General features: G+C 43.2%; 14 protein-coding genes and 1 riboswitch. Of the genes, 3 read left to right on the forward strand and 11 right to left on the reverse strand.

Annotated elements, in window-relative coordinates; genetic code table 11:
- Positions 1-137: 137 nt before the first annotated feature.
- The 10 genes from QWT69_RS10990 to QWT69_RS11035 all read right to left on the reverse strand — a co-directional run bounded on the left by QWT69_RS10990 (position 138) and on the right by QWT69_RS11035 (position 10,254).
- Complete coding sequence (locus tag QWT69_RS10990) at positions 138-947, reverse strand: MetQ/NlpA family ABC transporter substrate-binding protein (RefSeq protein ID WP_317965625.1); 810 nt, start codon at positions 945-947, stop codon at positions 138-140.
- A 61-nt stretch (positions 948-1,008) separates the two neighbouring features.
- Complete coding sequence (locus tag QWT69_RS10995; protein WP_317965628.1) at positions 1,009-1,677, reverse strand: methionine ABC transporter permease; 669 nt, start codon at positions 1,675-1,677, stop codon at positions 1,009-1,011.
- On the reverse strand, positions 1,670-2,695 hold the full coding sequence (locus QWT69_RS11000) for a methionine ABC transporter ATP-binding protein (protein WP_317965630.1): 1,026 nt from the start codon (positions 2,693-2,695) through the stop codon (positions 1,670-1,672). Before QWT69_RS11000 ends, QWT69_RS10995 begins: the two co-directional genes overlap by 8 nt.
- A gap of 99 nt (positions 2,696-2,794) precedes the next feature.
- Positions 2,795-2,899, reverse strand: a riboswitch (SAM riboswitch).
- Positions 2,900-2,954: 55 nt separating this feature from the next.
- Positions 2,955-3,263, reverse strand: coding sequence for a thioredoxin family protein (locus QWT69_RS11005; RefSeq protein WP_317965632.1), 309 nt, complete (start codon positions 3,261-3,263; stop codon positions 2,955-2,957).
- A 12-nt stretch (positions 3,264-3,275) separates the two neighbouring features.
- On the reverse strand, positions 3,276-3,617 hold the full coding sequence (locus tag QWT69_RS11010; protein ID WP_317965634.1) for a toprim domain-containing protein: 342 nt from the start codon (positions 3,615-3,617) through the stop codon (positions 3,276-3,278).
- Positions 3,618-3,675: 58 nt separating this feature from the next.
- Positions 3,676-4,059 carry a glycine cleavage system protein GcvH gene (gene gcvH / locus QWT69_RS11015; RefSeq protein ID WP_317965636.1) on the reverse strand — a complete coding sequence of 128 codons (384 nt, stop codon included), beginning with the start codon at positions 4,057-4,059 and terminating at the stop codon, positions 3,676-3,678.
- An 82-nt stretch (positions 4,060-4,141) separates the two neighbouring features.
- Complete coding sequence (locus QWT69_RS11020; protein ID WP_317965638.1) at positions 4,142-4,501, reverse strand: arsenate reductase family protein; 360 nt, start codon at positions 4,499-4,501, stop codon at positions 4,142-4,144.
- A gap of 75 nt (positions 4,502-4,576) precedes the next feature.
- Positions 4,577-6,364, reverse strand: coding sequence for an acyl-CoA dehydrogenase FadE (locus tag QWT69_RS11025; RefSeq protein WP_317965640.1), 1,788 nt, complete (start codon positions 6,362-6,364; stop codon positions 4,577-4,579).
- A gap of 299 nt (positions 6,365-6,663) precedes the next feature.
- A complete protein-coding gene (locus QWT69_RS11030; protein WP_317965642.1) occupies positions 6,664-7,839 on the reverse strand; it encodes an acetyl-CoA C-acetyltransferase in 1,176 nt (391 codons plus the stop codon).
- A 30-nt stretch (positions 7,840-7,869) separates the two neighbouring features.
- A complete protein-coding gene (locus tag QWT69_RS11035) occupies positions 7,870-10,254 on the reverse strand; it encodes a 3-hydroxyacyl-CoA dehydrogenase/enoyl-CoA hydratase family protein (protein WP_317965644.1) in 2,385 nt (794 codons plus the stop codon).
- Between the two features lie 219 nt (positions 10,255-10,473).
- Here QWT69_RS11035 and QWT69_RS11040 point away from each other — a divergent pair, with 219 nt between their 5' ends.
- The 3 genes from QWT69_RS11040 (at position 10,474) to QWT69_RS11050 (ending at position 11,924) form a co-directional block, all read left to right on the forward strand.
- A complete protein-coding gene (locus tag QWT69_RS11040) occupies positions 10,474-10,803 on the forward strand; it encodes a thioredoxin family protein (protein ID WP_317965646.1) in 330 nt (109 codons plus the stop codon).
- 113 nt (positions 10,804-10,916) lie between these two features.
- The gene (locus QWT69_RS11045) at positions 10,917-11,378 is read left to right on the forward strand and encodes an STAS domain-containing protein (RefSeq protein WP_317965648.1); all 462 of its coding nucleotides are present in this window, start codon (positions 10,917-10,919) and stop codon (positions 11,376-11,378) included.
- A 27-nt stretch (positions 11,379-11,405) separates the two neighbouring features.
- Entirely contained in the window at positions 11,406-11,924 is a 519-nt protein-coding gene (locus QWT69_RS11050; protein ID WP_317965650.1) for a C39 family peptidase, read from the forward strand.
- Here the strand turns inward: QWT69_RS11050 and QWT69_RS11055 are convergent.
- Positions 11,921-12,823, reverse strand: a complete 903-nt coding sequence (locus QWT69_RS11055) for a 5'-3' exonuclease (protein ID WP_317965652.1) — start codon at positions 12,821-12,823, stop codon at positions 11,921-11,923. The genes QWT69_RS11050 and QWT69_RS11055 overlap by 4 nt on opposite strands.
- Between the last annotated feature and the right edge of the window lie 52 nt (positions 12,824-12,875).

Consider the following 12,875-nt stretch of genomic DNA (forward strand, 5'->3'; position numbering starts at 1 on the left):
TCCGAATATTTATACAACAAAATTACTTTATCATAGTGAAGTGATAATTAAAATAGCTACACAAATTTTTGATTTAATCAAAAAAAGACTATCTGCCATACCAGTTCCGGTATGCTAGATAGTCTTTCCCATTTTACTTATTTTACAGGTACAACAGAACCTTCCCATTCTTTAAGGATGAATTGTTGAATTTCATCTGATTTCAATACTGCTACAAGCGCTTTAATCGCTTCGTTGTTTTCATCTTCTGTACGAACAGCGATGACATTGACGTAAGGTGAATCTGTTTCCTCAAGTACAATTGCATCTTCTAATGGCTTCAAACCTGCATCAAGCGCATAGTTCGAGTTGATGAGCAATAGATCACCTTCATCTTGTTTATACAGTTCAGGCATTAATGCCGGCTCATATTCTGCTTCGAATGTTAAGTTTTTCGGATTGTCGACAATATCATCAAGTTCCGCTTTCACTTTTTCCACACCGTCAGCAAGTGTAATAAGCCCTTCTTTTTCAAGCATTGCGAGAACGCGTCCGTGATCTGCTACAGAGTTACTGATCAGTACGGTTGCACCGTCAGGTAATTCGTCCAGTGATTTGTATTTCTTCGAGTAAATACCAATTGGTTCGATATGAATAGCTCCTGCATTGACAAAGTCATATTCGAAGTCTTCAATCTGGCCTTCAAGATAAGGAATGTGTTGGAAGTAGTTTGCATCGAGTGTCCCTACATCCAAATCCTTATTCGGCAAAACAAAATCCTGGTATTCTTCTATTTTTAAATCGTATCCTTTTTCTTTCAATAAAGGCTTAGCTTGCTCAAGAATCAGTGCATGTGGAACGTTAGATGCGCCTACTACAATCGTCTTATCATCCTTGTCTTTTCCTCCACACGCCGCCAATGCCAATACGAGTACTGCAAAAAAGATACCAGTCAACAACTTTTTCATACGTAAACTCCCCTATTCTTTTTATCATTTTATATTGTACAGGCTCAGCCTGCGATTCCTTTTAACGCTTGTCCAATTTCCGTACTACATAATCTCCGATGAATTGAAGGATGAAAACAATGATTAAGATGATTATGGTAGCAACGACTACAACATCGAATCGACTCCGCTGGAAACCTTGATAGTACGCAAGGTTACCGAGACCTCCTGCACCAATAATTCCAGCCATTGCTGTATAGCCGACCAGTGCGATAGCCGTGACTGTGATGCCGGATAGTAACGCTGGCTTTGATTCAGGTAACAGTACTTTAAAAATGATCGTACTTGTTTTCGCTCCCATTGAACGTGCCGCTTCGAGAACGCCTTTATCAATTTCCTGTAATCCGATGAGAACCATCCGCGCATAAAATGGCGCAGCACCGATGATGAGTGCAGGCAATGCCGCATTTGGTCCTCTCATCGTCCCAACAAGGAAAATGGTGAAAGGTATAATCAGAATGATCAAGATGATAAACGGAATGGATCTGAAGATATTAACAACCGAGCTTGTAATGCCATAGAGGAGTTTGTTCGCCCAAAGCTGACCCGGACTTGATAAGAACAGCACGACGCCCAACACGATTCCTAAAACGAATGTGAAGATTGTCGACACAGCAGTCATATAAAGTGTTTCTACCGTCGCGATCCACATCTTCTCCCAATTGACATGGGGCAATAATGTCTCAATCAATTCCAATCACCTCCGTCCGAACGCCCTCGCCATGCAGAAAGTCTATCGCGGAGCTAACTTTGTCACGATCACCGAACAGTTGCAGAAGGAGTGTGCCATATGCGCCGCCTTTCGTATGGGAGATATCGCCTTGAACAATATTCACGTCGATATCGAATCTTCTGATCATCGTCGATAGAACAGGCTGCTCCGTTCGATCACCGACAAAGACTAACTTGACCAATGTCCCGCCGGTCGACTCTGCTTTCAGATGTTGTAATGCTTGTTCCGCACCAGCAGTCTGTGTAATTTGTGAAACAAATCGTTTCGTAATCTGCTCTTTCGGCGACTGGAATACATCAAGCACATTCCCCATCTCAACGACTTTCCCAGCTTCCATTACAGCAACGCGGTGGCAAATTTTGCGGATGACGTGCATTTCATGTGTAATCAAAACAATTGTCAAACCGAGTTTGTCGTTGATATCCGTCAACAAATCAAGTATTGAGTCCGTTGTTTCGGGATCGAGCGCTGATGTCGCTTCATCACAAAGCAGCACTTGAGGATCATTGGACAATGCACGGGCAATCCCGACACGTTGTTTCTGTCCGCCCGAGAGTTGCGCTGGATAGGCATCCTCCCTCCCTTTCAGTCCGACGAGTTCAATCAGTTCACTCACTTTTCTATCTCGATCATTTTTACCGACACCTGCAATCTCCAATGGAAAAGAGATATTCTCTTTGACCGTTCGCGACCAAAGTAAGTTAAAATGCTGGAACACCATGCTGATTTTTTGGCGGGCTTCCCGCAACTCTTTCGCAGGTATCGTTGACAGTTCATGTCCCGCAATGCTTATTTCCCCTGACGTCGGTTTTTCTAGACCGTTCAACAATCGGATTAACGTACTTTTTCCCGCTCCGCTATAACCAATCACGCCAAAGATTTCACCGTCTTCAATTGTAAGATTCACGTTGTCGACAGCCGTAATCTCGTTGCTATCCGTACCAAATCGTTTGTTTACATCTGTTAACTTGATCATTGTCTTTTCACCTCTCTACATTCTTCCCCAAAAAGAAAAGCCTATCTGCAGACAAGCAGAAAGGCTCAAACGTTATCAATAAATAAACGTCAATCCGATCTCTCATCTCTCAAAGCTTTCGCTTTGCGTGATTTGGCACCATTTCACATACGTGACGGTTGCCGGGCTTCATAGGGCACTTCCCTCAGCCTCTCTTTATAAGAGCGATTTATTCAGTTAAAGTAATAGATACAGTTATAGCATAGGGTTTCCTGCAATGTCAACCTATTTTCTCAAGAAGATGCGGAACTGAATGGAAAGCATAAATCTTCTCAGTTATTTCCCCGTCCTTCTGTATTAACAGGCATGGGACACTTTCAATCGTATAATCCACAGCTAAATCTTCGATATAATTCAAATCTGCTTTACCAATCGGCAACTCTGGCTTCATAGCAGCTATAACATCCATCATTCTAGATGCGACGGCGCATGTACCGCACATCGGAGTATATAAATAAAAAACGCTGATAGGCGTAGACTTTTTACGGTCTTCCCATTGTTCACGTGTCCAGTTTTGAATTCCGTTCATAATAGTTCACCTTCAAAGTAAGAATTGGGGATGTACAAGAAATCTTTCGGCGAGCAAAATTGCTGCCAAAACGCGATAGGGAGTCGTCTCAACTTGCCCATATTTACGTTCCGTATACAGATGAATGACTTCAGGATAAACCCTTTTGAAAAGCGCGCGAATGGCTTCGCCAGACGGATCTGCATCGACGAATACATACATATCGTAGTCCTCATAAGGTTCAAGCAGTTCTTCAATTCGATATGAGCTCACCGTACCGTTTGTACATAGAATTTCAATCGGTTCTGCCAATACTTTCTGCAGCCTTTTCCGATCTGCCCCTCCTTCTACGATAACAACTCTGCGCGATTCCATCCGCATGCCTCCCAGCAATTGAAAAAAGCGCCGGGATTATCCAGCGCCAGTTTTATCATTACTCTCCGACAGTCATCTTGTCGTATTCTTCTGCAGACATGAGTTCATCAAGTTCCGCTTTATCGGAAGCTTCGACAACGATCATCCAAGCGCCTTCGTATGGAGATTCATTTACCAATTCAGGGCTATCTTCCAATTCTTCGTTTACTTCAAGAACTTTACCACTGATTGGAGCGTATAGTTCTGATACAGTCTTAACTGATTCAACACTACCGAACGGCTCGTCCGACTTCACTTCGTCGCCAACTGCTGGAAGCTCAACAAAAACGATGTCTCCAAGTTCAGATTGTGCGAAATGTGTAATACCGATACGATAATTACCGTTTTCGTCTTTTACCCATTCGTGTTCTTCAGAATAACGTAAGTCTTTAGGTGTGCTCATCCCGTACCCCTCCATTTAAATAAACATTTAGTGATTTCTCTTTAATTCTTACATATTTCGAGGATAAAGACAAGGAACTAATTCAAGCTTTCCAGGCTTCCTCATAGTTCTCTTCATTAAAGCCGACTGTTACGTGTGAACCATCTGTGACAATCGGTCTTTTAATAAGCATTCCGTCTGTCGCAAGAAGTTCAACCTTCTCTTCGTCGCTCATTTCGACCAGTTTGTCCTTCAAATTCAATTCACGGTATTTCATGCCGGAAACATTGAAAAACTTCTTGATGTCTAATTGGGAATTGCTGATCAGCTGTTGAAGCTCTTCTTTAGTCGGTGGATTCTCTGCAATATTTATTTCTTCGAATGCCAATTCATTCATTTCCAACCACTTTTTCGCCTTTCGGCAAGTGCCACACTTCGGATACCCATAATACGTCAATGCCATACGAAAACACCTCCGTTTTATACAGTATAACAGAAAAGCCACCCGGAACCGAACACGGCGCTGGGTGGCGTTAAATCAGACTACATATTTTTCAACGTCGATTAGTTTAACAGACGCTTCACGTTTCTTCGCGATCAAGTTGTATGGGTTCGAACGCGTCAGTTTACGCAATGCCGAAAGCATCATACGCTGGTTATCTCCTTCAACCGCTGCAAGAAGTGTTTCTTTAGCATCTCTTTCAATCGCTTCGAAAGCTTCCTGACAGAAGATTTCTGTGTAAAGGATCTTCTGTTGTTCTTTCTCTGCACCATTTTTAGCAACCGCTTTTTCTGTACGTAGAAGTGCTGATTCCATTGCAAAGATGTTATTAGCGATATCCGCAATGTTCACAAGTACTTCCTGTTCAGTTTCAAGTTTCGTACCATAACGCTGTGCTGCCATTCCAGCTGCCAACAGACCGATTTTCTTCGCGTTTTTCACAAGTACTTTTTCTTGTGCAAGTGCTTCGTCACCGATTTCTTCTGGCATCATCATTAGCAATTCTTCTTGCAAGCTTTGCGCCTGCTCAAGAAGTGGCAGTTCGCCTTTCATCGCTTTTTTCAGGAATGTACCTGGAACGATCATACGGTTAATTTCGTTTGTTCCTTCGAAAATACGGTTAATACGAGAATCGCGGTAAATACGCTCCACTTCATATTCTTGCATGAACCCGTATCCACCGTGCAATTGAACAGCTTCGTCAGCAATATAGTCAAGGACTTCAGAGCCGACTACTTTGTTGATTGAACATTCGATAGCATATTCAGCGATAGAAGCCGCTACTGCTTTACCGTCTTTTTGTTGTTCAGGTGTCATTTCAGCATTGCGTTCTTCGAAATACCCAACTGTACGGTAGATTAAGCTTTCTGCAGCGTATAGTTTTGAAGCCATTGTAGACAATTTTTCTTTCGTCAAGTTGAATGAGGAAATCGGTGTCTTGAACTGCTGACGTTGGTTTGCATATGTGATAGCAAGTTCAAGTGCACGCTTTGACCCACCAATTGTACCGACTCCAAGCTTGTAACGTCCGATGTTCAAGATATTGAAAGCGATGATATGTCCTCTTCCAACTTCACCTAATAGGTTTTCCACAGGTACTTCAGCATCTTCAAGAATCAATGTACGTGTTGAGGAAGATTTGATTCCCATTTTCTTCTCTTCCGCTCCTACAGAAACACCCGGGAATTCTTTTTCAACGATGAAAGCAGAGAATTTATCGCCGTCTACTTTTGCGTAAACAACGAATACGTCAGCAAACCCTGCGTTCGTAATCCACTGTTTTTCACCGTTCAAAATGTAGTGTGTCCCAGCTTCATTTAATTTAGCTGATGTTTTAGCACCAAGAGCATCTGAACCTGAACCTGGCTCTGTCAATGCGTATGCAGAGATTTTGTCACCTGATACGGAGTTCGGCAAGTATTTTTTCTTTTGCTCTTCATTACCGAAAAGTACGATCGGCAATGTACCGATTCCTACGTGTGCACCATGTGTAATTGAGAATCCGCCAGCAACGGACATCTTTTCAGCAATCAGTGCAGACGAGATTTTATCAAGTCCTAAACCGTCGTATTCTTCAGGTACATCTGCGCCAAGAAGACCTAAGTCCCCAGCTGATTTTAACAAACGAACGGAATGTTCGAATTCGTGGTTTTCCAAGTTTTCAACAACTGGCTGCACTTCGTTTCTTACATAATCCTCAGTTGTTTTTGCAATCATTTTCTGTTCGTCTGAAAAGTCTTCCGGTGTGAATACACGTGATGCCTCAATGTCCTCAATTAGGAATGCGCCACCGCGAATAAATTCAGTTGTTTTTGTTTCAGCCATTGTATGTTCCTCCTTTTAATTTACGAACGTTAACACTTTAAATAACTCTCAATAAATAGATGTGACAATTAACACGATGATTTCCGTTTCGGGCGGACGCGTTCCAATCGAACAACGAAGAGTTCGATTTGCCTTAACTTCTGCGTTTTCTGCAGAAGTTAAGGCAGGAATGCTTACTTCGCTGCGCTATTGTTCGCAAAAGCCGTACTTCGTGACGCCTTCCGCTTCAATCATCTTAGAATCCAATTAAATATATATAGTTACTCAGAAAATTAGTAATTGCTTATTTTCTAATTTTATTATAGCAATTCAAACACTCCAGCTGCGCCCATTCCGCCGCCGATGCACATTGTAACGACGCCGAATTGTTTGCCTTGGCGTTTTAGTTCGTTCATCATTCTGATCGTCAATACAGACCCTGTTGCGCCAAGTGGGTGACCGAGTGCGATCGCACCGCCGTTGACGTTCACTTTGTCCATGTCGAGGCCAAGATGACGGATGACCTGGAGGGATTGGGAAGCGAAGGCTTCGTTTAGTTCCCATAGGTCGATGTCTTCGATAGATAGACCAGCGAGCTTCAATGCTTTTGGAACGGCTACGATCGGGCCGATTCCCATAACTTCAGGAGGGACGCCACCAACTGCGAAGGAGCGGAATTTAGCGATTGGCTTTAGTCCGTTCGCTTCTGCCACTTCACGGTCCATAACGAGAACGGAAGCCGCACCATCTGAAGTTTGTGAAGCATTCCCGGCAGTTACAGATCCTGTAACGGAGAAGGCTGGACGTAATTTCGCCAATACTTCCATTGTCGTGCCTGTACGAACACCTTCGTCCATTTCGAACATGACGGTCTTTTCTTGATATTTACCGCTGTCATCGACGAAGCGTTTAACAACTTCTACAGGAACGATTTCATCAACAAATTTGCCAGCTGCGATTGCCGCTGCTGCTTTCTTATGTGATAGAACGGCGAAAGCATCTTGGTCTTCACGGCTTATGCCATATTTCACAGCAACTTGCTCAGCAGTATGCCCCATCCCCATATAGTACTCGGGCGCTGTTTCAGCAAGGTGGAAGTTTGGTCGAATTGTGTTCCCCATCATCGGTACCATACTCATAGATTCTACTCCACCTGCAATGATTGCTTCTGCGTGGCCGAGCATAATCCGTTCTGCACCGTAAGCGATTGATTGAAGGCCTGATGAACAGAAACGGTTCACCGTAATCGCCGGCGTCGTGTCAGGCAGTCCCGCGAGAGCCCCGATATTACGAGCGACGTTCATCCCTTGTTCTGCTTCAGGCATTGCACATCCGATAATCAGATCATCAATCGGTCCATCATATCCATTTGCACGTTTCATCGTTTCTTTTATCGCCAAAGCTCCGAGATCATCAGGTCGTACAGTGGCAAGTGATCCTCTACCTGCTTTTCCGACCGGTGTTCTAGCTCCGGCTACAATTACTGCTTCACGCATTCTATTTCCTCCTTTTTGCTAATTGTTCCGTCAGTTGCGCAATGGCTTCCCTTTGAGAAGCATATGCTGCATACGTTGTTGTGACTTCGGTTCCGCCACAAGGCTGAGGAACGCTTCACGCTCAAGATCCAACATATATTGTTCATCGACGAGTGTTCCGTAAGGTACTTTTCCACCTGACAGGACAAACGCCAGTTTCTTCGCTATTTTCAAGTCGTGATCGCTAATGAACCCTGATAAGTGCATGCCTTCTGCCCCAAGAAGCATCGTTGCATACCCGGAATCACCCGTGACAGGAATCTTTTCTTTTTTCGGTGGAACATAACCGCCTTCATATAGTGAAAGCGCAGCATGTTTCGCGTCATAGATTAGGTGATCAGGATTGACGCTAATGCCATCAGCAAAGTTCAAGAAGTTGTTTTCTCTCGCTTCTTCACCCGAAGTTGAGACTTTCGCCATTGCAATTGATTCGAACACTTTGTTTGCAACGTATTGGTAGTCGACATGCACACCATTCGGCAAGCCTTTCAAGTGCTTCGTATACAAATTGACGTTTCCGCCACCACCAGGAATTAGACCAACGCCGACTTCAACAAGACCGATATACGTCTCCATCGATGCTTGAATATGAGCTGCCGGCAGACAGACTTCCGCTCCGCCACCAAGTGTCATCTGGAATGGAGCAGCGACAACCGGCTTACGGCTATACTTGATTTTCATCATCGCATTTTGGAATGAACGGATTGTGTAATCCAGTTCGAAGATATTGTCATCTTGTGCTTCCATTAGAATCATGCCAAGGTTCGCACCAACACAGAAGTTTTTACCCTGATTACCGATCACGAGGCCTTTGAAATTCTTTTCGACTTCATCTACCGCAAAATTGATCATTTGGATGATGTCCAAACCGATTGCGTTCGATTGAGAGTGGAACTCAAGCAATGCGATGCCGTCTCCTAAATCGATAAGACTTGCGCCCGAATTCTTTTTAATGACGCCATGCTTCTTCTTGTAGCTCTTCAAGTCAATTGCCTTTTCATTCACAGGGACTGCCTTGTATTCTGCGCCATCGTAGAAGAAGAGTTCGCCTTCTTCTTCCTTATAGAACGTTTCGAAGCCTTTATGGAGCATTTCTTCGACGAACGCAGGAATAGCAATGCCTTCTTCTTTCATCTTCTCGACGGATTTAGCTACACCGATGGCATCCCATATTTCAAATGGACCTTGTCTCCAGCCGAAGCCCCATTTCATGGCGTTGTCAATCGCAACGATGTCGTCAGCGATTTCGCCATTCAGTTCAGCCGAGTACGTAAGTGTCGGTGCAAGGATGCTCCAAAGGATTTCCCCTGTGCGGTCATTTGCATAAACAAGTGATTTTACTTTGTTTGCAAGACCCTTTTGTTGCTTCGCCATCTCAATTGAAGGCGTTTTCAATTTCTTAGATGGAACGTATTCGAATGTCTCCGTGTCAAGCTCCAAAATCTCTTTGCCTTGTTTCAAATAGAAACCTTGTTTGGATTTCGCACCCAGCCATCCGTTGTCAATCATCTTCTTCATGAACGGAGGAAGTTCAAATACTTTCTGTTCTTCGCCTTCCGTTTTGTCGTACGCATTTTTCGCAACATGCATAAACGTATCAAGTCCAACAACATCCAATGTACGGAATGTCGCTGATTTCGGACGACCAATTAATGTCCCAGTTACGGAATCGACTTCTCCAATCGAGTACCCGCGGCTCTGCATTTCACGTAGAGTGATCAGCAAACCGTAAGTCCCAATTCTGTTGGCGATGAAGTTAGGTGTATCTTTTGCAATCACGACACCTTTACCTAGGCGGTCTTCGCCAAATGTCATCATGAAATCAAGTACATCTTTATCCGTTTTCGCAGTTGGTATCACTTCCAGCAATTTCAAATAGCGTGGTGGGTTAAAGAAATGTGTCCCCATGAAATGCTTCTGGAAATCTTCTGAACGGCCTTCAGCCATTGCTTCGATGCTAATACCAGAAGTATTCGATGTAATAATCGTACCTTCCGTGCGAACTGCATCTATTTTTTCATATAACCCTTTTTTAACTTCTAAGTTTTCAACGATAACCTCAATGACCCAGTCAACATCTTTCAATTTCCCCAAGTCGTCTTCGAAATTTCCGACTTCTATTAATGAAAGGTTTTTCTTTGATGCAAGTGGAGCCGGCTTCTGCTTCACTAATTTTTCTAAAGCAGTCGTTGCAAATTTATTGCGTACGCTATGATCTTCCAATGTTAGACCTTTTGCTTCTTCCTGCTCTGTCAGCTTAGTCGGAACGATGTCCAACAGAAGGACAGGAATGCCGATATTTGCGAGATGGGCTGCAATTCCGGATCCCATTACGCCTGAACCTAATACTGCCGCTTTCTTAATTTGATATCCCACGTTTAAGAAGCCTCCTTTTTTCTTGAATGAACACTCATTCATTTTACAAGTAAAAAAAATAGAACCAAAACTCTATATCTATTAGTTTAGAACATTCATCACTTTTTATCAATCTTTAAATCGTTCATATCACTTTTTTTCTGAATATACCGATTGCGGGCATTTTATTACCGATAATTTCAAATACCAGTTAGACTAAAGAAAAAGGAGTGTTTTACTATGAAATCCATTACAACTACTGAACAATTCAATGAAATTATCAACGGGGATGACAAAGCACTTATTAAGTTCCAGGCTGGCTGGTGCCCTGACTGCACACGGATGGACATGTTCATTGATCCAATCGTTGAAGAGTATGATATGTATACATGGTATGACGTAGACCGCGACGTGTTGCCTGATATCGCTGAGAAATACGATGTTATGGGCATTCCAAGCTTACTCATTTTCCAAAACGGAGAAAAGAAAGCGCATTTGCATAGCGCAAATGCTAAGAGTCCCGACCAGGTTACAGATTTTCTTGAATCGGTCGAGTTGACGAGACCGTAAGAAAGAATCGCAATTGTGAGGCGTATCGGTTATTTTATACCCGGTGCGCTTTTTTGTTGTATTTGTCGTATAATGGAATTCATACTAACAAAAAAAATTCCAGAGGTGCACTAATGGATCAATTGAATGAGATAAAAGAACTGAAAAATAGAATCGCAGTATTAGAAATGGAAATAAAAAAAACATCCGTTCCAATCATCTCATCGATTGTCGACGACACAATCCTTGTCCCGATTGTCGGCTATACAGGAACTGAGCGATTTGAATTAATCCGCAATCAGGTGTTGGAATACATAGGTTCTCATTCGAATATAACCGCGGTAATATTCGACTTTACTGGATCAGACCTCAATGGTAACAACGAGCATGATTACAACACAATTGCATTTGATTTGAAAGTGCTGAATGATACATTGAAACTGATGGATGTCCGTCCGATTTCAGTCGGCTTCAATCCAAACATCGTTCGTAGAGTCATTGCGTCCGGTACACATATCGAATTCGAATCCTACATTAACTTCAGAATGGCGCTTAAAGTGTTGTTGAAAGAAAACGGCGATTCCACTCACGATTGATGAATCGTTTTGCTAAGGAGGCTGTCCATGACGGTTTTAAAAAGCTTCGTCGGGAAGTCCCAATTTGGCGATGATATTGATAACAGATACAAAACTTCGGCGTGCGGTCCAGTTACGGTATATACAATACTGAACTATCATCTCTACAATACAGGTCAATTGCCTATTAATACGTTGTATCGCTTATTAGGCGGTACGAAAATTGGTCTGTTCACATGGCGATTGATAAGGAATTTGCGAAAATTACTTGGACCTTCATGGGTCGTCCAGCAATGTGATATCGATGAACTGAAACTCGAACTCGATGCAGGTCGTCCCGTTGCCGCGAAGTTCGATAAATGGTTTACATTCCATTGGTTCGGTACTTTCAGTTATGACTACCATTGGGTACCCGTCATCGGTTATAAGATGTCCAATCAAGGTCTGCTATTGATCGTTCATGACAACGGAGGACGCCAAAGGGATAGCCGGATCCGTGAAATTCCCTATGAACCGAATCGTAAAATCCTTTCATTTGTACAGATTAAGAAAACCACTGCCGATTAGACAGTGGTTTTTGTTATGTCCGGAAACAATGAATCCATTTGGCGAACGATCATGGAGTACTCGTTATGTTCGAATAGGTCACGCATAGTTGCGTCAAATTTTGGCACACGCAAGTCTTCTAAAACATCCGTGAATTTAATATCACAATGAATCTGTGCAAGTGTTTTAGATAACAGCAACATATCCATATCCGTCTCGATTTTTTTCCTCATGGCTGGCGCTAGACTGTCTAACGCTTCAATGACCTTTTCGACTGTTTCATGCTCTTTGATTAATTTCAAAGCGGTTTTAGGACCAATCCCTTTGACACCTGGATAGCCGTCGCTTGCGTCTCCTGTGAAAGCTTTCATTTCGACAAACCGATGAGGCGGTATTTCATACTCCTCGACAAAACGGTCTTCTGTATAGAGATCATACACGGCGTAGCCTTTTTTCATAAATGCGATTGACACGCCAGGACGAAGCAGCTGCAGAAGGTCTTTATCCCCTGTCACGATCGTAATGTCCGCCTTCCCTTCCCACTCACAGACGAGCGAGCCGATCAGGTCATCCGCTTCCATTCCAGGTATTCCATAATTCTTCCACCCTATCTGTTCGGATAATTCCCTCGTCATATCAAACTGTGGAAGCAGTTCCGGAGCAGGTTCTGGCCTGTTCGCTTTATAGCCGTCAAACAAGTCATTGCGGAAAGTATGCGCGCCCATATCCCAGCAAACAGCCATATGCGTTGGCTTAAATATTGAAGCGGCCGTTAGCGTATGGCGAACAAATCCTTGAATTGCGTTTGTTGGGACGCCATTCGCATTCGGGAAGTAATGTCCCATTGCCGACGTCGCAAAAAACGACCTGAACAGCACAGCCATTCCATCAATTAATAAGATTTTTGGTTTTGACTCCATTTTATATCTTCCTCCAGTAATTTTTTTGTCTAACAAGATCGCTTCCCACCTA

The organism is Sporosarcina oncorhynchi (assembly GCF_033304615.1).
In the GTDB taxonomy this organism is placed as follows: domain Bacteria; phylum Bacillota; class Bacilli; order Bacillales_A; family Planococcaceae; genus Sporosarcina; species Sporosarcina oncorhynchi.

Excerpts from the sequence above, each read along its gene's own strand:
- QWT69_RS11030 (WP_317965642.1), bottom strand. The coding sequence starts at position 7,839 with ATGCGTGAAGCAGTAATTGTAGCCGGAGCTAGAACACCGGTCGGAAAA.
- QWT69_RS11055 (WP_317965652.1), bottom strand. The coding sequence starts at position 12,823 with ATGGAGTCAAAACCAAAAATCTTATTAATTGATGGAATGGCTGTGCTG.
- gcvH (WP_317965636.1), bottom strand. The coding sequence starts at position 4,059 with ATGAGCACACCTAAAGACTTACGTTATTCTGAAGAACACGAATGGGTA.
- QWT69_RS11000 (WP_317965630.1), bottom strand. The coding sequence starts at position 2,695 with ATGATCAAGTTAACAGATGTAAACAAACGATTTGGTACGGATAGCAAC.
- QWT69_RS11010 (WP_317965634.1), bottom strand. The coding sequence starts at position 3,617 with ATGGAATCGCGCAGAGTTGTTATCGTAGAAGGAGGGGCAGATCGGAAA.
- QWT69_RS11050 (WP_317965650.1), top strand. The coding sequence starts at position 11,406 with ATGACGGTTTTAAAAAGCTTCGTCGGGAAGTCCCAATTTGGCGATGAT.
- QWT69_RS11020 (WP_317965638.1), bottom strand. The coding sequence starts at position 4,501 with ATGGCATTGACGTATTATGGGTATCCGAAGTGTGGCACTTGCCGAAAG.
- QWT69_RS10990 (WP_317965625.1), bottom strand. The coding sequence starts at position 947 with ATGAAAAAGTTGTTGACTGGTATCTTTTTTGCAGTACTCGTATTGGCA.
- QWT69_RS11045 (WP_317965648.1), top strand. The coding sequence starts at position 10,917 with ATGGATCAATTGAATGAGATAAAAGAACTGAAAAATAGAATCGCAGTA.
- QWT69_RS11040 (WP_317965646.1), top strand. The coding sequence starts at position 10,474 with ATGAAATCCATTACAACTACTGAACAATTCAATGAAATTATCAACGGG.
- QWT69_RS11005 (WP_317965632.1), bottom strand. The coding sequence starts at position 3,263 with ATGAACGGAATTCAAAACTGGACACGTGAACAATGGGAAGACCGTAAA.
- QWT69_RS11025 (WP_317965640.1), bottom strand. The coding sequence starts at position 6,364 with ATGGCTGAAACAAAAACAACTGAATTTATTCGCGGTGGCGCATTCCTA.